Below are 24,571 nucleotides of genomic sequence, written 5' to 3' on the forward strand. Positions count from 1 at the left end.
ATCAGTATGTGGCATTCTATGTTTTTATAGATGAGGTAAAGCATGAAAATAAAGTATGATCCACAGGTGGATGCAGCTTATATTTCTTTCAAGAAAGGTCCGATGCAGGTAACAACAATAAGGTTGACCGAAGATGTAGCCATTGATTTCGGCCCAAATGAAGAAATTGTAGGCATAGAGATCCTTGATGCTTCTGAACACTTAGAAATACAAAAGGATAAGCCACGAGTAGAATTGGAAAATATTCAGCCTGAGTAGAAAAACAAGGAATATAAGAAGGAATGTTTAGACCAATTATTAAATAAAGAGGTTGTAATGCCTCCTCATCGTTATGTTTATCATTTAGACTTAGATGAAGAGAAAATCCAGGGTGCAAAGTATGTGCTTCTACCAGGGGATCCTTTCCGGTCAGAAGCGATTGCTGAGGAGATTGCCAAAGCTTACAATACAAAAGCAGAGAAATTAGCCTGGAAAAGAGAATATTGCACATATCTAACTGAAATTAAGGATATAAAGGTTCTTGTTACTTCAACTGGAATTGGAGGGCCGGCCGCCTCAATTGCTATTGATGAGTTGGCTCAACTAGGTGTTAATACATTCATTCGAGTGGGAACAACTGGAGCCATACAACCTCGTATAAATATTGGGGATGTCATAATTACCTCAGGTTCTGTGCGGCTTGATGGAGCCTCAACTCATTATGCTCCGATAGAATACCCTGCAGTTGCCCATCATAAGGTGTTATTCGCTTTGATTGAAGCTGCTAAAAATCTCATGAATAACTTAAAAAATCAATTTCATGTCGGGATAACTGTATCATCGGATACCTTCTACCCTGGCCAGGAACGCTATGATTCTTCTTCTAAATACGTATTAAGAAAATTTCAGGGCATGACCGAAGAATGGAGAAAACTACGCGCTTTAAATTATGAGATGGAATCTTCAACTGTTCTCACCATTTGCAGTGCTTTAGGACTGAGAGGGGGATGTGTAACAGGTGTGATAGTGAATCGCACAAAGGAAGAAAAAATTACAAAAAAGGGTTTAGATTTGGGCGAAAGTAATGCTATCAAGGTAGCTATAAGAGCAATGGAATTTCTTGTTATGAAAGAAAAATAAGAACAAAACAATGGCTTTCATAACAATTGAAAAGAATAAGGGTCATTTAATAGAAAGAATGATAGAGCGATGCTGGAAATCAGGGGGTGAGGCAGAGATAAGAACTCCACTAACAGAGCCTGATGCTGAAAACCATATCAAAAGAATCAAAGAAAAATTGGAATCCCAAACTCCTAAGGACTGGAGATTTACAAGAAGCCCTGTAGCCAAGTTTCTCATCTGGGATGAAATAACTGATTGTAGAATCGTGGGAAGAACTTATCGTAATGTAGGAAATGAATTTATTGAAATACTTAGAAATCCAGAGCTTTTTGAAAATAGAGATCAGAAGGAAGTAATTTCTCAAATCACAGATGAATATTTAAAAATAATCCGGAAACCAGATTCAGAAATTCATCATGAACTAAAAACTATCTATGGCAAGGGTCAAGAAATTACTGAGTTGAAACATAGTTACAGGTTAGCCAGAATTTTCTTACCCCATATCATACCTCTTGATGCCAGAAGAATTGCTACCAGGCCCAATGCCATTATTACAAAGGAGGGAGAACTTTGGGTAAGGCAGAACGAGTTATTAAATATAAGGGGCGAGGAAAATGAATATCTCCTTTTTGAGAAACTTAACCCTGAAGGAATCGATAAATCTAAAGTTAGAATTTATCTTTTTGATAAAAAAGGGAATATAAATTTAGATCAAACATTTGAAAGATCCTCTCGACCAATTATTTTGTCTTCTCATAATCTCCCTAATCACCTGCGCTCTGCAAGTTACTGGAGTTTACCAATTTATATGGATGCTGAATATATGGATCTTAAATTTAAACAAAAAAATCACCTACATAAGCTTTCCAGCGAAGAAGCTCTTTTAATCTTTAGAATTGAAATGTTATATTCAGAGGTAATAAACAACCTGAAATTATCATTAACCGAAAGCCTTATTCCAGTAATAGAAAGATTAGCAATTCTCAGAGGTAATTAGAGATGGCTTATAATTTTATTGTATAGAAAGATAATTAAAATAATCCAATGGCCAAATATCTGATTATGACCTTAGGAACCGGAGAAGGGGTGGAACATGGATTGGCTAAATCTATAAAGAGCCTTAACCCCGATTGCATTATCTTCCTTGCCAGTTCTCGAAGTCAAAGCCTCCTTGAAAGATTGAAACCTTTTGTTCCTGAAATCTCATCTCGCTTTCAGCCTCTTCATTTTGTAAGAAATGAAGATGATGTGGAGAAATGTGCTGAAGAGGCAAAAAAGATCATTCTTGAATTGGTCAACCAAGGTATTCCCATAGAAAATATCGATGCTGATTTTACAAGCGGAACAAAAGCTATGACAGCAGGGCTCAGTATCGCTGCATCTTCTCTGGGGGTGGAAAGATTAGTCTATGTGACAGGAGAGAGAGACCCAATTACAGGTAGAGTAATTACAGGAACAGAGAGAGTTTTGATAATTTATCCAACAAAACTGAGTATCGATAATAAGAGGCGTCAGCTTAAGCTCTTTTTTAATAAAAGGTTATTTGAGGCTGGCCTTGCATTGTGTGATGAGATTTTAAAATCCTCCAATCTTCCTGATATACAGAAAGAGTTTTTATTCTGGGAATCCCTTTTTGAGACCTACTGGTACTGGGATAGATTTGACCACATTAAGGCGAATGAGATAATAAAAACTTTATCCAAAGAACAGATACAGGAAATTCAAATAGACATTTCTAAAAATAAAGAACTTCTGAATAGAATTTCGATGAAACTTAAGGATTTTAATGAAAAGGTTAAATCAAAAGGAAAGGATTTAACTGAAGAAGAAAAGACAGAACTTCTTATATTAAAATTCTCCCCAGAGCTTCTTTCTGATTTGATTATCAATGCAGAACGTCGGGCTGAAGAAGGAAAATATGATGATGCTGTGGCAAGGCTTTACAGGGTTGTGGAAATGATAGCACAAATTGCTTTAGCCAAAAAAGGAAAAGATACATCCAATTTAAAACCTGAAGAAATTCCTCAGGAGCTTCATCCCTCTTTCCCTGAATTCTCCTTTTCTAAAAAAGCTATTGCAGTCGGCATTGAAAGAGGTTTCCAGCTACTAAAAGCTTTAGGAGATGAAAGGGCAGATCAATATCTAAAAAATGAGTATTTAAAGAACCTTCTTCACTCTCGAAATAACTCTATTTTAGCTCATGGAATTGCTTCTGTAGGGAAAGAGACTTACGAAAATTTAAAAGAGGAGACTCTAAAATTGGCAAATTCTTTTATTCCTGAATTAGAGAAATTCCATCTTCTTGAAAAGGCTTTATTTCCAGAGATAAAGGCGATAATTTAAATGCTGAACCTAAAAGAAAAATTTCAGTCTCTAAAATTTGAAAAATACAGATTCAATCTATTATTTCAGGATGATATTTCGATCCCTTCTTACAAAGGCGCTTTATTAAGAGGTGCATTTGGATATATGTTAAGAAAGATTTTCTGTGTCCAAAGGCAAATTAAGCTTTGCGAGGACTGTATAATGAAAGAATCCTGTGTCTATAGCTATCTCTTTGAGACCCCAAATTTAAAAAAAGAGGTATATTTTCTTTCATTGAAAACCTCTGTTCCCCATCCATTTGTTCTTGAACCTCATCTTGATGAAAAAACACAATATAAGGCTGGTGAGATATTTCAATTTGATTTAATCCTCATAGGAAAGGCAATAAATTATCTTCCTTATGTGGTCTTTGCCTTTAGAGAAATCGGTAGAAAAGGATTAGGTTCAAGCCATGCTAAATATAGATTGGACTCTGTTAGTCTTTTAAAAAATAACAAAGAATTTACTATTTTTGATGGTTCCACAGAGTTATTTAAAGAGATCCCTCAAGAAGACCTTTGCTCCACTAATGATGAAAAAACAATAAAAGGGAATAATTTAAACCTTAATTTTTTAACTCCTACGAGGATAAAAGAGAAAAAAGACCTTATTGTAGAACCTCAATTCTCTAACATCATAAAAAGCCTTCTTATCAGGCTTTCTCTTCTTTCAAATTTTCACTGCGATTCTAAAATAGAGCTTGACTTAAAATCTCTTGTAGAGAAAAGTCGTTCAATTAAAATTAATCATTCTAACTTAAGATGGAATGATTGGACGCATTTCTCTTCCCGATTAAAAGAGAAAATAATATTAGGAGGCTTTACAGGAAATATTTCATTCAATGGAGAGATAAAAGAATGGCTTCCCCTGATTGAACTGGGTGAAGCTCTTCATATAGGTAATGGAACAAGCTTTGGCCTTGGAAGATATAAAATCGATTGGGATTATTGAAATGTTTGTAGTTGTAAGCTATGATATAGTAGATGATAAGAGGAGAAACAGGGTGTTAAATGAACTCAAAAATTATGGAAATCATGTTCAATATAGTGTCTTTGAATGCGATCTCAATAAGAAACAGATAGAAAATCTACAGGCTGAACTACGTAGAGTAATAGATGGAAAAGAAGACAGTATCCGCTACTACTTCTTGTGTGGGAGTTGTATTGAAAGAATTGAAGTGGATGGTAAAGGCTAATAAATAAATTCCCTCTCGGGTTAGAGGGAAAATAGTTCTATGAAAATAAGAGACCTTTTCAGGTGAAACGAGAAGACCATCGATTTTCGAAAAAATGAAAAAAGTTAGTTATCTTCTTTAAGTAACTGATTATTCAGAAGATAATTGAATTTTGGTTCAAAAATATCTTTATGAAAGCTTTAGAAAAAATTCGAAAATCAGGTTTTCGAATGGATAAAGAAATCAATTTTCGAAAAATGAAATAGATGCTAAAATTGATCTCCTCGAAAGCATTAAAAATAAAGGATTTAAAAAAGGGTAAATTTAAATATAGAGATAAATTTTCGAAAATGGCAAGAAACCTCAAGAGGCCAAAATGATTTTCGAAAAAATGATGTAAGTAAATTATTTAAAATCAATGTGTTAAAATTTTTAAATGTTCAAATACTAAAATTTCAGAGCTCAAAGGGAGGTCATTTTCGAAAATTTTGAACCTTGGGAGAATAGATATTATGAAGATAAAAATGGACAGCAAAAAAATTCTCTTGATTTTAGCTTCTGAATATAGGAAAATTGAGCTATGGAATTGATTAAAGAACCGCTGAGGTAATTGAAACGCTTTTACTCTCATTTCTTCTCTGACTTCCATTTTTTATGGAATTGATTAAAGAACCGCTGAGGTAATTGAAACAACCACGAACTCCAGCTGCTCGCCCTCGTAGGGGACGTAGTCATGGAATTGATTAAAGAACCGCTGAGGTAATTGAAACTTTCTTATTAATTTGGAAGCATTACTTTCATGGTCTTTAATGGAATTGATTAAAGAACCGCTGAGGTAATTGAAACAGGTCGAAGTATTTTAATTTACCCAAAAATTTTTTTATGGAATTGATTAAAGAACCGCTGAGGTAATTGAAACTATTTGTTTTTGGAGGCGAACTGTTTCCTGATCTCATATGGAATTGATTAAAGAACCGCTGAGGTAATTGAAACAGAAGATTCTCTTTCTCTTTTCGATGGATAATATCTATGGAATTGATTAAAGAACCGCTGAGGTAATTGAAACACCACGACCGTTTTCATTGTTTCCTCCTTTTTTTTGAAATGGAATTGATTAAAGAACCGCTGAGGTAATTGAAACCCTGAAATCCCAGCATGGGCTTTTGCGAACCGCAAAGATGGAATTGATTAAAGAACCGCTGAGGTAATTGAAACTGCGATGGCTCGCTCCCACTTTTTGGGTTTCTCCACAATATGGAATTGATTAAAGAACCGCTGAGGTAATTGAAACGAAATCCACCTGTCCAATATTGTCTGATTATTCCCTGAGAATGGAATTGATTAAAGAACCGCTGAGGTAATTGAAACTAGTGAAAGCTTATGAAGAAAAATGGGTTTATGTAAAATGGAATTGATTAAAGAACCGCTGAGGTAATTGAAACTATTTCTCTACACTTCTCTATAATTGCGTTTTTAAAATGGAATTGATTAAAGAACCGCTGAGGTAATTGAAACCCTTTTCCCCATTTGTTTTTTAGTCTTTTCATTTCTCCTATGGAATTGATTAAAGAACCGCTGAGGTAATTGAAACCGGAGAGGGCGGGATTCGAACCCGCGCTCCAATTATTCAATGGAATTGATTAAAGAACCGCTGAGGTAATTGAAACCACAAATGTCGGGGCGAGAGGATTCGAACCTCCGACCCCAATGGAATTGATTAAAGAACCGCTGAGGTAATTGAAACTTGATATGTTGCCAGAAATCGGCGCCTTCTTTTTATCGAAATGGAATTGATTAAAGAACCGCTGAGGTAATTGAAACTTATTTCACCTGACTTATCTAGGGCGGCTGCTCCCAATGGAATTGATTAAAGAACCGCTGAGGTAATTGAAACGTCACCTCCTTTTTTTTGGAATCAGCTTCTTATTAAATGGAATTGATTAAAGAACCGCTGAGGTAATTGAAACACTTGGAGCCCCTCTATCTCCTTAATAACATCGGAATGGAATTGATTAAAGAACCGCTGAGGTAATTGAAACCTTTTAACTCCCAGATGTTCTTCAGTCCATACTCTTGATGGAATTGATTAAAGAACCGCTGAGGTAATTGAAACAAGGTGTCCGAAAGCTATAGTGACTCCCTCGAAGTATTCATGGAATTGATTAAAGAACCGCTGAGGTAATTGAAACAAAAAATGCAGAAATTAACCGCTTCCTTTATTTAAAATATGGAATTGATTAAAGAACCGCTGAGGTAATTGAAACAGCCCTTCTCTTTTCCCTAGAGGCTCTATTTCTTCCTCAATGGAATTGATTAAAGAACCGCTGAGGTAATTGAAACTGTTCATCGATAATCACTAAGGATACATCCATCAAAGCATCATGGAATTGATTAAAGAACCGCTGAGGTAATTGAAACAAAAAATTTTTTCATTTTTCCTCCTCCTTTACCTTTTGGTGGATGGAATTGATTAAAGAACCGCTGAGGTAATTGAAACCTTTGAAATGTTCTTACATATACAGGCTCGCCATTTTCATTCATGGAATTGATTAAAGAACCGCTGAGGTAATTGAAACACTCTTTTCTCTCCTGAATGTTCAGGAGAGTCTCCAAAAGATGGAATTGATTAAAGAACCGCTGAGGTAATTGAAACACCTCCTTTTATATTATACCCTTGTGTGTAATATGAGAACATGGAATTGATTAAAGAACCGCTGAGGTAATTGAAACCCCATTTTCCCCTTGCACATATGCCACGTAATATGTAGCAATGGAATTGATTAAAGAACCGCTGAGGTAATTGAAACGCCACGTAATATGTAGCATATGCGGAAACCCCTCTAATAATGGAATTGATTAAAGAACCGCTGAGGTAATTGAAACGCCATCTTACCGTAGGTGACGGGGATTCCCTGGTCTTCATTGCATGGAATTGATTAAAGAACCGCTGAGGTAATTGAAACGTGACGTATACGTGTTCCCCATGTTTAATGGGTTCAATGGAATTGATTAAAGAACCGCTGAGGTAATTGAAACGCGGTTGGTTTTATTGGTTGGTGGGTTTGGAGTAAGTATGGAATTGATTAAAGAACCGCTGAGGTAATTGAAACTTTTTTCTTGGGTCACTATCGAGTTAACAATATCGATAATGGAATTGATTAAAGAACCGCTGAGGTAATTGAAACACTATATAGCATGCGTAAGGTCCAGGGATTTGAGCAAGATGGAATTGATTAAAGAACCGCTGAGGTAATTGAAACACGCTTGAGAGCAATTGATGGTGGTTCGATGTATGGAAGGACAATGGAATTGATTAAAGAACCGCTGAGGTAATTGAAACACCAAGGGCTTATACCTGATGCCTTTTTGCCAAATTTGATGGAATTGATTAAAGAACCGCTGAGGTAATTGAAACCTCGAGGAACGAGCCCTCTGAATGGCTTCAGCTGCCATGGAATTGATTAAAGAACCGCTGAGGTAATTGAAACATGTCTACATGAGCTTGAGCCCAATAGACCATCCGGGCGGCATGGAATTGATTAAAGAACCGCTGAGGTAATTGAAACGAGCCAGTCTGGCAATTCTGGCTCGTATTTCTTCAATCAGATGGAATTGATTAAAGAACCGCTGAGGTAATTGAAACTCTTAAATAAAATTTAAAAGTGCCGAGGCAGGGTGGAATAATGGAATTGATTAAAGAACCGCTGAGGTAATTGAAACGAAAGTAATTTTAAATATTTTACTGGACAGTCTAAGGTTATATGGAATTGATTAAAGAACCGCTGAGGTAATTGAAACACCAATAAAGGATTGTTTGATTCTGTTGTGTATACTAATGGAATTGATTAAAGAACCGCTGAGGTAATTGAAACTGAGTATCGGACCATCCGGCCGTTTGCCGGTATTCCCATGGAATTGATTAAAGAACCGCTGAGGTAATTGAAACGATATTCCTCTCGACCGTTCGACCCAGAGTTTTCCTGCTGTGGAATTGATTAAAGAACCGCTGAGGTAATTGAAACACCTTTATTTTGACCCAATATTGGACTAGTTCATCTGTAGTTGAATTGATTAAAGAACCGCTGAGGTAATTGAAACAATGATAGCAATTGCCCGAAGCTCCCTGCTTAAACCCTGTTGAATTGATTAAAGAACCGCTGAGGTAATTAGTGTTAAATTGAGATAAGGCCTCTGAAAGGAATTAAAAAACAAAAAAAGCTATTAGCCATAGCTCAATAACACTAAAAGCTAAAGGCTAATAGCTAAAAAAATTTTTATATTGGGGGATTAAAAATGAAGGGAAAATTATTTCCAAAAATCTGTGATATTAGAACCTTATGGCAGGCATGGAGAAGGGTTAAGGAAAAGGGTTCAAAAGGAGGAATAGATAGAATAACGCTTGAATCTTTTGAGAAAAATTTAGATAGGAATCTTCAATCTTTGGGTATCTCATTAGAAAGAGAGACTTATATTCCTGAGCCTGTAAAAAGAATTTATATTCCAAAACATGATAAGCCTGAAGAAAAAAGAATAATTGCTTTGCCCAGCATCAAGGATAAGATTGTCCAGGAGGCGGTTAAAATTGTTATAGAACCACTATTTGAACACATTTTTCTTGATTGTAGCTATGGTTATAGACCTGGTAAAGGTCCACAAAAAGCTATTCAAAAAGTCGAAGAATACATAAAAGAGGGAAGAACCTGGGCTTTTAGCTGTGATATAGACAATTTCTTTGATTCCATTGATCACAATCTCCTGATTTCGTTATTTTCAAGAAGAATATGGGAAAAGAGCATCCTGAGGTTGGTTGAGCTATGGCTTAAAATGGGAGTTATTGACAGAGGTGTATGGACTGATGTTGGAGAGGGGATTCCTCAGGGAAATGTTCTCTCCCCTCTTCTTTCTAACGTATATCTTCATCCTTTTGATCAAGAAATGACTAAGAGAGGATATTCTTTAATCAGATATGCAGATAATTTCACTGTTCTGGGCAAAAGCAGGGCGGAGGCAGTAGAAGCATTCAAGGATGCTCAGATATTTCTCCAAAATCAGCTTTTCCTTCGACTCAATTTTGAGAATATTCCGATAAGAAGCATTCAAGATGGATTTATCTTTTTAGGATTTCTCTTCAAAGATAAAAGAAAGGCCATTGCTGATAGCAAGATCTTAAAGATCCAAGAAAAAATAAAACAAATTCTTAGAGATCATGCCATCTCTGCAATGGATGAGCTGGTCGTTGATCTAAATGAATCAATTGAAGGATGGAAAAGATATTATATGGTTGGTGATGTTAAAACCCAATTTCAATTCCTCGATAATTTTCTATTCTACAATCTATCTGTTTTCTTAAAAAGAAAACAAGAATTTAAAGATAGGATAGATGAATTGAGAAGTTCTTTGAATAAGATGGAATTTTTTATTGAAAAATCTGCAGAAGAAAAGAAGAAATTTTTGGAATTTTTAATTGCTCGGAGCGGAATCAAGAAAATTCCAGAAAAATCGGTTTCTATTATGCAGGAAGAAGATAAAACTCCTCTATCAGTTGAAAGGGTGGTTGAGAAAAAGAAAAAAGAGTATGAAAAGATTCTCTCGAAAGAAACAGAAATTCTAATTTCAGAACCTGGATCCTTTTTAGGAAAGACAAGTAGAAGAGTTGTTGTTAAACTAAAAGGGAAGAGAGTCTTAGAGATGCCATTTTTTAGGTTAAAAAATATAATAATTCTTTCTCAAGGAGTGGCTCTTTCATCTAATTTGATAAAATTTTGCTCAGAAAATGAAATTCCTATACATTTCCTGGATTCATACGGAAAACCATATGCTCAGATTTATTCACCGAGATTTCCACTTTTCAGAGTCAGTGCTCAGCAGCTTATAGCATCCAGAAATGAAAAAGGATTGCGTCTGGCGATATCCTTTGTGAAGGCAAAAATAAAAAATCAAATAAGTTTATTAAAATACTATAATAAATATAAAAAGAGAAAGGAGATTGCTTTTCTTAATCAATGTAGTGAATCCATTAAGAAAATGACTTCCCTGTTAGAAGAGTTAAAAATTTTATCTAAAGAAAATGATTTTGAAAAAGTTAGATTAAAACTTTTTGCATTGGAGGGACAATCAGCTTCCCATTACTGGAATTTGATAAGAAATCTCCTTAGTTCTGAGGTTTATTTTGAAGGACGAGAAAGAAAAGGAGCAACTGATCTGGTTAATTCCTTATTGAACTACGGGTATGGAGTTTTATATTCAAGAATATTCGAAGCAATTATACTGGCTGGATTAAATCCTAATATTAGTTTCTTACATAAAGAACAGATTGGAAAACCAACCCTTGTTTTTGATTTAATTGAAGAATTTAGACAACCAGTAGTGGACAAAGCGGTTATCAAAATGATTAGAAGAAAGGAGAAGTTAGAAATGGATGGGACTGAACTAACTCAGGAAACAAGAAAAAGACTCGTTGAAGAAATTTTAAAAAGATTAAATTCAAAAATAAAATTTCAGGGCAAGATACTTACCCTTTTAGAAATAATAAAATACCAAGCTGATTCCATAGCTAAATTTTTAGAAAACAAAGTTTTTTATAAACCTTTTGTGGATAAATGGTAAATTTTATTAGGATGTAAAAGTCAGATATAAAATTAAATATTTAGAAAAAAATCTTAAAAAAATAAGGAAATAAGAAGGAAAAGTAGAGATTGACAGGGGGTTTAATTTTTAATAATCTTGAAAAAAAGAAAATAGAAATGTATAGGAGGAAGAGAGTGAGAAGAGAAGGGATTTCCTTTTTAAGCATATATCTATTTTTTTATTTATCTATTTCAATTCTTTATTCCAATGAAAAAGATATAATTACAGAATTTCCAAAACCACTGGATGTATTTTTGGCAATTGATCAATCAGGAAGTATGAAATCTACTGATCCTAATGGAATAAGAATCTCTTCTGCAAAATATTTTGTAGATTTTTTAGCCTCTCAGAGGTCAGATTTTTTTAATCATCGAGTGGGAATAATAAATTTTGGAGATAGAGCTCCTGAAAATTTACAAGAAGAGATGCTTTTATTAAATGATATAGAGGGAAAAAAATTAAATGAGATAAAAAATTTTATAAAACCTATGGATTTGGGTAATACAAGCTTTATTTCTGCTTTAAAAAGGACATACGATGGTTTCAAAAAAGTAGGAGATTTAAAAGAAAGACAGAAGGCTTTAGTTTTTTTTACAGATGGAGAGCCTGATGACAAAAGACGATGGACTAAAGAACAATATTTTTCTGAAATCAGGGATTTTGTTAATGAAAATTTTAAGGATTGTACCATATATGTGGTAGCTATAGATGTAAAAAATACTTTTTGGGATAGAGATGAGATATATTGGAATGAAATCACAAAAAATAAAACATATAAAATATCCAAAATGGATGAAAAAGAATTAGAAAAACTTTATAGCTCTATTCTTCTTCAGCTCCTTAAATCTCCTGATATCCATTGGGATGAGATTCCAGGGGAAGGATTAGAAATAGAAATTGAGCCCTATCTTGAAAAAGTGACTTTTTCGATTTTAAAGGAAAATCCAGATGTTAATCTTGTAATCATTCGCAATGATGGTAAAAAAGTTGAAAAATTCGACCCTGATACAAAATATTTTCCTGGAAAATACTCAGAAATTTATTCCATAGATGATCCCTTTCCAGGAAATTGGAGATACAAAATTGAGAAAGGAAAAGGGAAAGTCGAGGTTGGAAAAGCCATTATTCCAGTTGAGGTTAGACTGATATCTCCTTATTCTCCCTTTCCTCAAGGGAAAGAAATTGAAATTAAAGCGAGTTTTTTGAAGAGAGATAAAAGTATTGTTAAAGAAAATCCAGCATACAGGCTTTGGCTTGGGGCAAAGATAATAAATCCAAAAGAAGAAGAGGAATTTATAGAGTTTCTCAATAAGAGCCCTGGAATTTATATTGGAAAGAAATCCATTGTTGCTTCTCAAATTGGGAGATATACCATAGAAACCACGATGAAGGGAGGTAATTTAGTTATTTCTCAAAAAAAGATAGAAGTTTCAGTAGAACCTATTCCATATTTGGATGATATGAAACCACTTGAATATTCAAAAATAGCTCTTTCTAAGGATATTAAAGTTGAGGCAAAGCTGAAAAAAGAGGGGACGGATGTAAATCCTTCTGATGTATTTATCGATGATCCAAATAGTCTTATTTTTGTACAAATCTCAGATTTTTCAGAAAGAATAATAAAATCAATACCTCTAAAACAAGTAAAAAACTTAAATAAATTTGAAGGAATATTTTTTAAAAAAGAGTTCCATAATAAAGGAACTTTCAAACTTATTTTCCAACTTAGTGGAAATCTAAAAACTGGCGTTCGATACAAAGCTTATCCAGAGGAGGTAATATTCATTAAAAGAATGACCTTTATAGATTTCTTTATGTATAGATGGTATTTTTTAATTGTTTTCAGTTTTCTTTTATTAATTATTTGGGATTGGAGCCGCATTCTAAGGGAAAACGAGTGGTGGTTATGGAGATTTAGTCTTCCTAAACTTTCTGGCGAGATTGAAATAAAAGAGCATGATAAAGAGCCATTAATTTATTATTTGTATGGAAAAAGAAAGTTTGATATAGGAAAAAGAGTTGGAATGAAATGTGGATATATTGCAGCAGTGTGGAGAAAGACAGAAGAAGGACTAAAGAAACCCATTCCAAAAATTCGATATAGCTCTACTCTAAAGATAAAGAAATTCGATGAGGAAAAAGAGTTAGAAGATCGAGACAGTGTTACCATAAAAGAAAAATTTCTTTTAGAATATAGAAGTTAACTTTTTTAAAATTTCAATGAGGAGGTAAAAGATGTTTCCAGCAATTGTCATAGGATTAGGTGGTACAGGTAAATGGCTTATAACTGACTTAAAAAAGAATATCCTGGAAGCTAACAATGGAATAATGCCTGAAAATATCTCTCTCCTTGCCTTTGACCTTGTTGGTCAGGAAACCCCTCGAATTGAGAGATTCCTTTTCGAAAGAGGAAGAAAACAGGTATTCTCCTTAAATTATGAAGGAGGGCCCGAATTTTGCAATTTCAGTGGAATGTGGGCTATGCCTATTTTTGATATTGCCGATGGAAAAGGCATGGAATGGCCATATATTTACAAATGGCTAAAAGAAGATGATGCAAAGAGCTACAATCTATCAAGAGAGGAAATAAATAATATTACAGGGGCAGGACAAAGACGACAGACAAGTCGAGATTCCCTGTTCTTGAATATGGAAAATATCTACAACAAAGTTAGAGATGCAATTTTTAGGATAGGAGGTTTACTTCCAATAGGCAATGAAGGAAAGCCTACTCAGGAAATACAAGTTTTTATTGTAAATTCCATTGCAGGAGGAACAGGCTGTGGAACTTTTTTAGATTTTATTTACCTTATTCACAACGCAATAATTGATAGAGGAGAAGAACAAACCCCAGCAAGAATTACAGCTTTTTTGGTTATTCCCAGAGGATTTGAAGCTGTGGCTATTACTGAAAGAAGTGAAGTATCCATGGATTCAATGGAAAAGAATTGTTTTGCTGCATTTCGCGAATTGCACCGTCATCTTTTTAATCCCGATATAAAAATCGATTACAGTGATAGCCTTAAAAATGTCAATGCAGGGAAGGTTCGTCTGTTCTCTCTATGCTATTTTATAGATGGAACCAAAATAGGAGGAGAGGCTGGAAGTAAAATAAAACATTATATGGGAATAATTCCTGCTATTGCTGATTATGTTTTCCTACATTTGAAAGAGGATTCGAGTCCTCAGACTTATCTCACCAATGTTGTTCGTCATCTTGGTGAATTTATCGCTCAATCAGCAAATAATCCTATCCAGGCTCCTATATACAGCACTTTTGGAATTTATCGATATATTTTTGATGTGCAAGAAGTAATTCAGACTTTTGCTCATAAACTTGCTTCAGATGTTCTTTCTTTTTTCCTTTTACCGAGCTCTAAGGGTTCTACAGAAATAAAGAGTGAAGCTCAGGATTTTCTCGGAAGCCCGGCCAATACACCCTTTAATAGAAATCTTGTCAAATATCTTGTGGAGCATCCAGGAGATATAAGGCCAACAAAGGATATACTTTTTAGATATATAGAGCTTGGATCTAAGGGAGAGGATATTTCTCTACCCAAATTGAGATTAGAAGATATCCCAGTTAAAATAATTTTTAGAAGACCGATAGAAGAGATAGAGAAGATGATACAAGAAAGAATTCATAAGAATTTAGGAGAAGAAAGCGATAAATGCACTCCAAAAAGTACTCAAAGATCATACTATGGAGTGCTCAATTATTATTTTGAGCTCCATTTAAGGAAATTCTCTGAAATTTTAAAGAAAAATATTATAAATATTCTGGAAGAAGGGGATAGAAAAGGTTCAATTGATCATGCTAAAAAATTTCTTGATGATCTTGTTTCTTTTTTAAATATTTTTCTTGATTCCATAAAAACTCAGTATGATGGCTTGAATATCCCTGATAAAATCCGTTTTTCTACTCAAAAAGCATCTGAGTTTAAAGTTAGAAACAGTCAAAAAAAATATCGAAATGAAATGAAAATTCTTGCAGAATATCGCCAGAATGAATTAGTGATGAAATATGTGGTTAAAATCGCTGGAGAGCAGCTTGAGTTATGCAGAAATTTATACAATCAGATTGAAAATTGGATAGAAACTTTCAAAGAAGGAAAGAAATACATTGAAAATGCGTATAGAGAGCATTTAGAAGTTCGCATAGATAAGAAAGCTATAAAAATTAGGGAATATGTCACAGAACCAGATGATGAATACGAAAATAAGCTTTATCAATTGATATTTCAGAAACAAGAACCTTTAGACCTCTTTCAGAAAATGCTTTATAAGAAACTTCCCCATCCAAATTTTGATGAGATAATTAGAACCTTTAAGTGGGAATTTGACATTCCAGAAGAGCCTCTTAACGCTCTTTCATGCCTTCTCCCTGCCCAATTTTCTCCCTGGAAAGAACTAAAAGAAAAACCCATAGAATGGAACTATGTCTTTGTAGATAATTTCTTAAGGCTTGGCAAATTTCAAGATTTAAAAAATATATCCATAATGGACATTTTAGTTTTTAAAAACATTGAGGTTGATTCTTTTGCATCTGAGATTGAACGAAAATCTACTCCTTTGGCTGATTTTTCCTCAATAGAGCAACAAAGAGGAGAACTCGGTGCAGGAGCTACAAGGGTTACCTCTGATAATATTCAAGTCTTTGCTGAATGGAATGTTTCTCCACCTGGCAAGGATTTTGCAGATAGGCTTGCAAAAAAATTTCAAAATAAACCTTCTTTTCATGACTTACATCAGATAATTCGATGGGAAATGAAGCATTTTATCAAAATGAGGGGATTTCCTAACCTTATGGCCACTGAAATTCCTTATAGAAATCATTATAATCAACTAATTAAAAGAAGATTAAGAGTTACACCTCTTCACATATTCCTTGCCGAGAAGAATGCTTCTGGATATGAGATCAAGTTAGAGTCGGTTTTGGGAGAAAAGGTGAGGTCTTTAAATCCTCGAATAGTAAATTTACTTGAAGAAGAAAGGTTTTTGAAAACTTTTACATTAGCATGGTTTTTCGATATTCTTCCAAAGCAATACAGAAATCGCAAAAACATTTATGTTTACCCCATTGAGATTAAAGGAAAAGTGGAAGAAGCTCAATTTGAAGAGGATTTGGTTTCTACTCTTGAAAAACTTCTCTTTTCGGAAGATCCATTGATTCAAGAGGTAAAAAAGGATATTGAGAAAAAAACAGATGAAATAGATAAATCAAAGGCAAAAAATCCAGTGGCTTATTCAAAAGAACTAAAAGAAAAATTTAAGAGTATGGAAATAAGTCCAGAAGAGTCTCCAGAAAATGACCTCATGAGGGTAATGAAAATAATATTGTGGGAACATGCCCAGGTATTTGAAAAGTGATAAAAAAGGGTCAATATTCAGTGTAAATTTATAAGATATAAAAGAATCATTAAAGGAATTGAACGAATGATTTGGTATTTTGCTTATGGGTCAAATATGAAACAATCGAGATTAGAGGAGCGAGTGAAAAGAAAGGGTTTAATTTGGAAGGTAGGATTTCTTGAGAATTACCATCTTTGTTTTAATAAAGTTAAAGGAGATGGTTCTGGATATGCTAATATAGAGGTTAAAGAAGGTAGTAAGATATGGGGCGTATTGTATCAATTAAGTAATGAAGAAATAAAACTGCTTGATAAGTACGAAGGGGTTCCCGATCATTATAATAGAGTTTCAAAAGAAATTTGCACAACAGAAGGTAGTTATAATGCCGAGGTATATATAGCTAATCCGGATATGATCGATGATAATCTACTGCCAAAACGTGATTATTTGGGTTATTTAATAGATGGAGCAACCGAGCATAATTTGCCGAAAGAATATATTATTTATTTAAAAAGTTTTAAGACGTTTGATTAAAGGCTGTAGATGAAAATTCTTTTGGTTGAGCCCAGTTTTCCAATACTACCTAAAAGCAAAAAATCATAGTAATTTCTTACGCAGGAACTTGACACTTTTTTGATTTTAGATATAACATTTAAAAATAATAATTATGTCAAAGGAAATTAGAGCTGAGTTAATCAAAGAGATTGAAAATAAGCAGTCTTCCAAAGTCATAGCTTATATTACCGGGGACAGACCTCCATTTACTACCCAAATTGCCGATGATGCTGTCAGAGTTATCATGTGGCATCTCGATAGTATAGGGATAAACAGAAAGATTGATTTATTCCTTTATAGCCGTGGGGGTGATATGGTAGCTCCTCTACGGATTGTAAGATTGATTAGAGAACACTGCGAGGTTTTTAGTGTTTTAATACCTTATCGTGCTCATAGTGCTGCTACCTCAATCGCTTTAGGTGCAGATGAAATTGTGATGGGCAAATTAGGCGAACTTAGCCCAGTAGATCCCACAACTGTTCACCCTTTTAATCCTCAGGATCCTACCAACCCGCAGCAAAAGATTCCCATCAGCGTTGAGGATGTTACTTCTTATTTGTTTTTAGCAAAAGAAAAGGCAGGAATTAGGGATGAGCAAATGGTAAGCATATTTAATGAATTAGCTAATAAAATTAATCCCTTAGCTTTAGGCAATATTTATAGAGCTTATAGAATGGCTAGATCTCTAACAGAGAAATTACTCGGTCTCCACATGGATATCCATAAAGAAAAAAGCAAAATTGAAACGATAGTTCAGAATTTAACAGAAAAACTTTGCATTCATGGCTATTTAATTTCTCGGACAGAGGCGGAAAAAGAAATTGGGCTAAATATTATTAAACCAGATGAGAAATTGGAGACATTAATGTGGACTCTATATGAGGAATACGAAAAGGAAATGAAACTTAATCAACCATTTGATCCATTAGAGATACTAAAAGATGAAAAAGTCAGCTCATTTTCTTATTATGGTTCTTACATCGAAAGTGCTTACGGCTCGGACGGATTCCTTTTTAATGCGGAAATAAGGCGGATAGAACAAGTCCCAGGACAAATTCAAGCTGCAGTCAATATAAAACCTATTGGTTGGTGTAGGATTAATTAAGACGAGGTGAAAAAATGGAACTTTCTACATCTTCTATAAAAAAAGAAACTTTGAACTATGGGTTTTTAATAAGACCGTCGAGTTACTTTCGTGCTATTCAAAGGCAATTGAACATTGAACTGTTATTGGTTCCAGGGATTACTTATTCCATACCCTGGTGTAAGGAAGATACTATATTAATTCCTGCTGAAATCCCAGAAGTTATCAAAACTGCCAAAATAGCAGAAGAACCAGTTGTAATTGGAGAGGAATCTATTAATTGGCTAAAACTTGCTGAAAGTGCATTCAAATTCTGGGATAATGAAACTGATGAAATATGGAATGACCTATAATCAAGGCAGTTTGGTTCTTATTCCATTTCCCTTTACTGACCTTTCAACCACTAAGAAGCGACCTGCTCTGGTTGTGTCGCCTGGTTGGTTCAATCAAGCCTATGAAGATGTCGTCTTAGCGGCTGTGACATTGATAACTTCTGAACCATTAAAACAATTAGACGTGCCTTTGGCTCAAAAGGATTTGACTGAAGGGGTTATTCCCAAAGAATCAACCATCAAGATATCAAAACTTTTTACCTGTCATAGGAATTTAGTAGTTAGGGAAGTTGCGGTAGTCAAAGAGGAGAAACTTAGGGAAGTTTTGAAAAAACTGAGGGAATTCTTTGGAGAAAAAGTCCTAAATGCCCAATCCAACACCCAAAGACTAAAAATCCTCCCCAATGGGACAGAAAGAGATAAAAAGAGATGAAAGAATTTGAAGGAAGAATAATCAGCGATCCCAAGATCTGTGGTGACAAACATTATATTAAGAAAACTCGGATTCCTGTTTATCTTATTCTTGATTTATCTGCTGGAGAGAGTTATGAATGGAGAAAGAGTGCCTATTCCAATCTTGATGAAGAGAGGATATAAAAGCGTGTATTAGTTATGCCGGATTATTGGCCCAGGAAGAAGATTGAAAATAGAAAATCGCATGACGGAAAAGCTTGAGGAATGTTTTAAAAATAGAAAAGAGGTTGCCTTTTCTTTTTTGTATGGGTCTCAGGCAAGGGGAGTGGCTACATCGTTATCCGATATTGATATTGCTATTTATTTTTATCCCAAAAACCGCAGACCTGTTGAGTTTGAAGAATTGGTCTATTATGAAAAGGAAGATGAAATATGGCTTGATATTGAGAGACTTTTGAAGAAAGAAGTAGAACTTCTTGTCCTTAACCGAGCACCTGCTACAATTGCAGCCAGTGCAATAAGAGGAATTCCCATTGTGATTAGAGATTGGGGGCTTTATCTGGATTTTATGGAATATGTAACCTCAGAGGCAATAGATTTCAGAAATCTACTTATAAAAGATTTTATCGAAAAATCATGAGAGAAGAAGTTAAAGAAAGGCTCATAAAACATTTGAATTTCATCGAAGAGGAAATAAATGACTATTCTCATTTTGGAAATATTACCTGGGAGATTTATAGAACTGATAGGAACCAAAGAAGAAATGTGGAAAAATGGATAGAAAATTTAGTGAATTCCTCAATAGATATATCAAAAATTAGTACTTCCAGCTGAAGGTATAACAATCCCGGATACCTATAAGGAAATAGTTCCTCTCTCACCTTGGTAAAGGGATTTGATAAAGAGGAATCAGAAAGTCTCTCCCAGTGGGTAAGGTTGAGAAATATCATCACTCACGAAAAAGAGAAATTATGATTGGGTAAGATGTTTTAACCAGGATAATGCTATATGTATTTTATGCCTTTTTATCTGTTAACTTCCTCATAATTTCCAACATTTTTTAATTTGGTAATTGATGAATTATTTTTTATTAGAGTTGAGAGATTAGACTCATCCAAAGAGAGTAAATTATGAGGGATGGATATAAATGCAAAGAATCAGTTTTTGGTTAGTTTTTAAGTGAGACGATTCGGAGTTTAAACAAATAATATTGATATATAATTATAAAGTAAGAGTAAGATTTTTAAAGAACTCTTATATTAATGCCATTGACAATTAAAAATGAATTAATTAGAAGGAAAATGTATTATGGCTAAAACTATCACCTTGAGACTTTCTGGTGAGAAGAAAAAGATTGTTTTTATGATTGCTGCTGAACCAAGGCAGAAAAGTTATTACAATCCTGTTGAAGAAAAATTGGAAGTGGAATATTATAGGGGGAATTTTTATGTTATGAATGAAGGAAAAAATAATAAAGAATTGAAAAACAAGAAGAAGCCGAGGATAGACTGGAGACTTTTAGAGTATTCATCCGTTGGATTGATGTTTCCTGTATCGATTGCAGTTGGTTTAGCCATTGGATATTTTCTTGATTCTATTCTTAATACATCTCCATGGCTTCTTTTAATATTCACGATTTTGGGCATAATTGCCGGGTTTTACAATGTCTATAAAATAGCTGGAAAGGAATGAATTATTTAAGGCTGGGTCATTTAATCTAAAAAATTTTCTTTATTGATAGAGAGGAAAAAATGGATGAAACTAAAGGGATTTTTAAACTGGAAGAGAAAAAAATAATAAATCATATATTGTTATTAACAATTGTCATCAGTTTCTTCCTTTCAATTATATTCATAATTTTCAATTCTTTAATTTCTGGGATTTATATATTGTTTGGAGGTTGGTTTGCACTTTTATTGTTTATCTGGCTTAAATACATTGCTTTTGGCATCGTTGAGAAAAAAGGGGTTTGGAGGATTGTGTTTATGTACATAGCTCGAATAGCATTGATTGGGCTCGTTTTTTACGCTATAATTTATTTTTCAAAATTTAATTTTGTTTACTTTTTTATAGGCTTTTCCGCTTTTATAGCTTCTATAATGATAGAGGCTATTGGGCAATTTTTCAGGCTGAAATGGAAGGATTAGAGCATAAACCTTTTTTGTCTGCATTGCTTAATTCAGTCTTTGGAAGACCTATCGCTTATCTTCTTTCCCTCTTTGGAGTAAAAATAAGTAATCCTGATAATTTAATTCCAGATCATATAGCTATGGCAATTTTTGTTATGCTGTTTTTGATATTGTTATTTGGCCTTGGATCACGAAGATTGAAAATATTTCCCTCCCCATTTCAACAGATTCTTGAATTAATATATGAATTTTTTGAAGGAATCATTCTTGAATTTATTGGACCTGCTGGAAGAAAGTATATTCCAATGTTAGGTTCCTTGGGGTTGTTTATTTTTATTTCAAATTTACTGGGGCTTGTTCCAGGTTTTATGTCACCAACGAGTAATTTAAACGTAACTGTCGGATGTGCTACATTCGTATTTCTTTATTATCATTATCAGGGAATTAAAGCCCATGGATTGTTCGGATACATAAAACATTTCATGGGTCCCATCTGGTGGCTTTCATGGCTTTTCTTTCCTGTAGAAATAATAAGCCATATATCAAGACCGCTTACCCTCTCTATTCGACTTTTTGGTAATATTCTGGGGGAGGAGCTACTAATTTTAGTTTTGGCATCCCTTTTTCCTTTTGTAGCTCCTCTTCCTATTATGGCATTTGCAATTATAACATCTTTCGTTCAGGCTTTAGTTTTTATATTTTTATCAATAGTATATATAGGTGGAGCCATTGCCGTAGAGGAAAATGAACATTAAACTTAATGAGAATGTATTTAATTTTAATACATTTCTGCCCCCTCAACCTCCCCTCTCCCCTAAGGGGAGAGGATTAAAGCTTGCCCCGTACTTGATGCGGGGTGAGGGGTAAAAATAGAATGTAACAAATATTTGTGCGTTTTTATTAATATGAAAATTATTGTTGAAGTATTAGAAAAAATAAAATTAAATTAAAATTAAAACATTGAGGAGGAACTTTATGAGTAACAGAGAAAAAATTGTGATTACATTAGTAGCAGTAATTCTGTTTTTTAACAGTTTTGTGTTTGCAGAAGAAGTTGAAGGCAAAAAGCCATCGGGTTCAAACGCTTTGATAATTGCAGTAATTGTCAGCATAGCAGGTTTAGCTCTTTCAGCCATGGTAGGAGGAATAGCTCAGAGCAATGCGATTAGGTCAGCTTTTGATGGAATTTCAAGGAATCCAGGAGCAGCCGGTCCGATAAGAGTATTATTATTACTGGGACTTGTTTTTATTGAATCCCTTGTAATCTATGTTTTATTCATTAATATAATCATCTATTTTGTTAGATGGAAGGATTTGATATCCTATTAACTTGAAAGGCTTTAGATCTATATTAAAAATCCTTAAAAAAATCGGAGAGAGTTTAAAAAAATTTTCTCAGGACAGATGCGATGACCAGGCTGCGATAATTTCATTTTACATGCTCCTTGCAGCAATTCCCACTGCTGGAGTGTTTGGACTTTTTCTTTCAAAAGTATTTGGAACAGATTTTTTACTTTTCAGATCCTTACACGTGATTTCAGAGGATTATTTTACCCAGCTTGACCCATCCTTTTTTGTCAAGGTTCGTTATCTTTCAAGGAGCATTGAGAAGCTTGGATGGGTTGGACTCGCATTAACTATTCCCCTGGGAATTGTTGTATTTTCAAAAATCACCCAGTCTATATATAGAATCTTTGAAATAACCATAAAGAGGTCTTTTTTGAGGAATACTTTGTTTCAAATTTCAATGCTTTTCATCACAGGAACGCTTATATTCTTATCATTGGTGATTTCAATTTCAACCTCAACTTTACATGGATATTTTTTCGAGAACGAATTGATTTCTGAATATCTCAATCCCTACTTTATTTCAATAGTAGATAACATACTTGTAGGATACATGGTTCCTGTTTTGCTTTCTTATTCTTTTTTCTTTTTTCTATACAAATTTTTGCCTCCAATGAAAATAAAGACCAATGTTGCTGTTGCAACAGCTCTTGTCTCAACTTTTCTGTGGGAGATTGCAAAAAGAATATTTTCCTGGTATCTGGGAAATATTGCTCTATATGGAAAGCTCCATGGAACCTTATCTTCAGTGGTTGGGTTTATTCTTCTGGTAAATTTATCCATTTATATTTTACTGTTTGGAGCTGAATTAACTTTTGTATTCAATTCAGGGAAAGATGAAAGTAAATAGAATAAAATTAAAAGATTTGGCAGAAATTGTAGGATGCCCTTATGAAGGGGATGGAGATGTAGAAATTACTGGGATATCGAGTATTGACCAGGCTGAAGCGGGGGATATAGTTTTTTATGCTGGAGGAAAATTTAAAAAATACCTTGAAACAACAAAAGCCTCAGCAATCATAATTTCAGATATGGAAGGGTACAGAAAAAAACCTGTTATTAAATCGAAAAATCCCCAGCTAACTTTTATAAAGATTATCGAACACTATTATAAAGAAACAATTCCAGTTCATGGAATCCATAAACTTTCTTTTATCTCAAAAACTGCTAAACTTGGAAAGAATGTCTCTGTGGGACAGTTTTCAGTGATTATGGAAAATGTTGAAATAGGAGAGAATTCAGTAATTTTCCCCCTTTGCACAGTATATCCTGATGTAAAGATTGGGAAAAATTGTATTATTCATTCTAATGTTTCCATAAGGGAAAGAACTGAAATTGGAAACAATGTTATTGCGCATAATGGAGTTGTTATCGGATCAGATGGCTTTGGTTATTTAAAGCTCGAAGACAAGACATATAAGAAAATTCCTCAGGTCGGAAAAGTAATAATTGAAGATGATGTGGAAATAGGAGCGAATACAGCAATCGATAGAGCTGCAATAGGTGAAACAGTTATAAAAAAAGGAACGAAGATAGACAATCTTGTTCAGATTGGGCATAACGTAAAAATCGGTGCAAACACTATTCTTTCAGGTCAGACAGGCATCGCTGGAAGCACAGTGATAGGGAATAATGTGGTAACTGGGGGTCAGGTAGGTATTGGTGATCATTTGGAAATAGGTGATAACTCAATCATCGCTGCTAAATCTGGAGTGGCTTCTAACCTAAAACCCGACTCTTTTGTGGCTGGATATCCTGATATGGACATAAAAAAGTGGAGAAAATCTTATGTATCTCTTTATTTTCTTCCTGATTTAATCCGAGAATTCAGAGAGCTAAAAGAAAGATTAGAACAACTGGAGAAGAATAAAAAATAAATAGTGTCATGTCACAATATTATAACAAAAGGTATTTAAGTGACATGACACTAAGTGTGCTTTGCCATATGACTTTTCAAAGAAAAATTATTTATATCAAAGCACACTGAAGGGGTATGGGGAAGGACACTTCCCCATGTCTGGGGGGTGCTCAGCGAAGCGTCTAAGGGGGGCTTGCCCCCATAGGGAAAGTGTCATGTCACAATATTATAACA

The 24,571-nt window shown here is 34.2% G+C and carries 22 protein-coding genes and 1 CRISPR repeat array; all 22 genes read left to right on the forward strand.

Going from position 1 to position 24,571, the window contains the following annotated elements; translation table 11 throughout:
• Window positions 1-42 precede the first annotated feature (42 nt).
• The 22 genes from AB1410_10150 to lpxD all read left to right on the forward strand — a co-directional run bounded on the left by AB1410_10150 (window position 43) and on the right by lpxD (window position 24,356).
• Window positions 43-258 carry a DUF2283 domain-containing protein gene (locus tag AB1410_10150; protein MEW6457058.1) on the forward strand — a complete coding sequence of 72 codons (216 nt, stop codon included), beginning with the start codon at window positions 43-45 and terminating at the stop codon, window positions 256-258.
• A 57-nt stretch (window positions 259-315) separates the two neighbouring features.
• Window positions 316-1,119, forward strand: a complete 804-nt coding sequence (gene udp, locus AB1410_10155; GenBank protein ID MEW6457059.1) for a uridine phosphorylase — start codon at window positions 316-318, stop codon at window positions 1,117-1,119.
• A gap of 10 nt (window positions 1,120-1,129) precedes the next feature.
• Complete coding sequence (locus AB1410_10160; GenBank protein MEW6457060.1) at window positions 1,130-2,098, forward strand: hypothetical protein; 969 nt, start codon at window positions 1,130-1,132, stop codon at window positions 2,096-2,098.
• A gap of 47 nt (window positions 2,099-2,145) precedes the next feature.
• Window positions 2,146-3,444: a TIGR02710 family CRISPR-associated CARF protein gene (locus AB1410_10165; GenBank protein MEW6457061.1), complete on the forward strand. Its 1,299-nt coding sequence runs from the start codon at window positions 2,146-2,148 to the stop codon at window positions 3,442-3,444.
• Entirely contained in the window at window positions 3,445-4,416 is a 972-nt protein-coding gene (gene cas6, locus AB1410_10170; GenBank protein MEW6457062.1) for a CRISPR system precrRNA processing endoribonuclease RAMP protein Cas6, read from the forward strand.
• A 1-nt stretch (window position 4,417) separates the two neighbouring features.
• Window positions 4,418-4,660, forward strand: coding sequence for a CRISPR-associated endonuclease Cas2 (gene cas2 / locus AB1410_10175; GenBank protein MEW6457063.1), 243 nt, complete (start codon window positions 4,418-4,420; stop codon window positions 4,658-4,660).
• Between the two features lie 559 nt (window positions 4,661-5,219).
• Window positions 5,220-8,812: a CRISPR direct-repeat array (repeat unit 37 nt; unit sequence ATGGAATTGATTAAAGAACCGCTGAGGTAATTGAAAC).
• Between the two features lie 120 nt (window positions 8,813-8,932).
• Complete coding sequence (gene ltrA, locus AB1410_10180) at window positions 8,933-11,245, forward strand: group II intron reverse transcriptase/maturase (GenBank protein ID MEW6457064.1); 2,313 nt, start codon at window positions 8,933-8,935, stop codon at window positions 11,243-11,245.
• Window positions 11,246-11,400: 155 nt separating this feature from the next.
• Window positions 11,401-13,470 (forward strand): vWA domain-containing protein, encoded by a 2,070-nt coding sequence (locus AB1410_10185; protein MEW6457065.1) that lies wholly within the window; start codon window positions 11,401-11,403, stop codon window positions 13,468-13,470.
• Between the two features lie 31 nt (window positions 13,471-13,501).
• A complete protein-coding gene (locus AB1410_10190; GenBank protein ID MEW6457066.1) occupies window positions 13,502-16,636 on the forward strand; it encodes a tubulin-like doman-containing protein in 3,135 nt (1,044 codons plus the stop codon).
• Window positions 16,637-16,702: 66 nt separating this feature from the next.
• On the forward strand, window positions 16,703-17,152 hold the full coding sequence (locus AB1410_10195; protein MEW6457067.1) for a gamma-glutamylcyclotransferase family protein: 450 nt from the start codon (window positions 16,703-16,705) through the stop codon (window positions 17,150-17,152).
• A gap of 133 nt (window positions 17,153-17,285) precedes the next feature.
• Window positions 17,286-18,278 (forward strand): hypothetical protein, encoded by a 993-nt coding sequence (locus tag AB1410_10200; GenBank protein ID MEW6457068.1) that lies wholly within the window; start codon window positions 17,286-17,288, stop codon window positions 18,276-18,278.
• A gap of 14 nt (window positions 18,279-18,292) precedes the next feature.
• Entirely contained in the window at window positions 18,293-18,610 is a 318-nt protein-coding gene (locus AB1410_10205; GenBank protein ID MEW6457069.1) for a hypothetical protein, read from the forward strand.
• Window positions 18,579-19,022: a type II toxin-antitoxin system PemK/MazF family toxin gene (locus AB1410_10210; protein MEW6457070.1), complete on the forward strand. Its 444-nt coding sequence runs from the start codon at window positions 18,579-18,581 to the stop codon at window positions 19,020-19,022. The genes AB1410_10205 and AB1410_10210 overlap by 32 nt, the downstream gene beginning before the upstream one ends.
• Window positions 19,019-19,186: a DUF433 domain-containing protein gene (locus tag AB1410_10215; GenBank protein MEW6457071.1), complete on the forward strand. Its 168-nt coding sequence runs from the start codon at window positions 19,019-19,021 to the stop codon at window positions 19,184-19,186. Before AB1410_10210 ends, AB1410_10215 begins: the two co-directional genes overlap by 4 nt.
• A gap of 43 nt (window positions 19,187-19,229) precedes the next feature.
• Complete coding sequence (locus AB1410_10220) at window positions 19,230-19,643, forward strand: nucleotidyltransferase domain-containing protein (GenBank protein MEW6457072.1); 414 nt, start codon at window positions 19,230-19,232, stop codon at window positions 19,641-19,643.
• The gene (locus AB1410_10225) at window positions 19,640-19,837 is read left to right on the forward strand and encodes a hypothetical protein (protein ID MEW6457073.1); all 198 of its coding nucleotides are present in this window, start codon (window positions 19,640-19,642) and stop codon (window positions 19,835-19,837) included. Before AB1410_10220 ends, AB1410_10225 begins: the two co-directional genes overlap by 4 nt.
• A gap of 474 nt (window positions 19,838-20,311) precedes the next feature.
• On the forward strand, window positions 20,312-20,695 hold the full coding sequence (locus tag AB1410_10230) for an AtpZ/AtpI family protein (GenBank protein MEW6457074.1): 384 nt from the start codon (window positions 20,312-20,314) through the stop codon (window positions 20,693-20,695).
• A gap of 59 nt (window positions 20,696-20,754) precedes the next feature.
• Window positions 20,755-21,150, forward strand: a complete 396-nt coding sequence (locus AB1410_10235) for an ATP synthase subunit I (protein MEW6457075.1) — start codon at window positions 20,755-20,757, stop codon at window positions 21,148-21,150.
• A complete protein-coding gene (atpB, locus tag AB1410_10240) occupies window positions 21,138-21,887 on the forward strand; it encodes a F0F1 ATP synthase subunit A (protein MEW6457076.1) in 750 nt (249 codons plus the stop codon). The genes AB1410_10235 and atpB overlap by 13 nt, the downstream gene beginning before the upstream one ends.
• A gap of 220 nt (window positions 21,888-22,107) precedes the next feature.
• Window positions 22,108-22,461 (forward strand): ATP synthase F0 subunit C, encoded by a 354-nt coding sequence (locus tag AB1410_10245; protein ID MEW6457077.1) that lies wholly within the window; start codon window positions 22,108-22,110, stop codon window positions 22,459-22,461.
• Between the two features lies 1 nt (window position 22,462).
• Entirely contained in the window at window positions 22,463-23,329 is an 867-nt protein-coding gene (locus AB1410_10250; GenBank protein ID MEW6457078.1) for a YihY/virulence factor BrkB family protein, read from the forward strand.
• On the forward strand, window positions 23,316-24,356 hold the full coding sequence (gene lpxD / locus AB1410_10255; protein ID MEW6457079.1) for a UDP-3-O-(3-hydroxymyristoyl)glucosamine N-acyltransferase: 1,041 nt from the start codon (window positions 23,316-23,318) through the stop codon (window positions 24,354-24,356). The genes AB1410_10250 and lpxD overlap by 14 nt, the downstream gene beginning before the upstream one ends.
• The last annotated feature ends 215 nt before the right edge of the window (window positions 24,357-24,571 follow it).

Source organism: Acidobacteriota bacterium, assembly GCA_040756905.1.
Classification (GTDB): Bacteria; Acidobacteriota; Aminicenantia; order JBFLYD01; family JBFLYD01; genus JBFLYD01.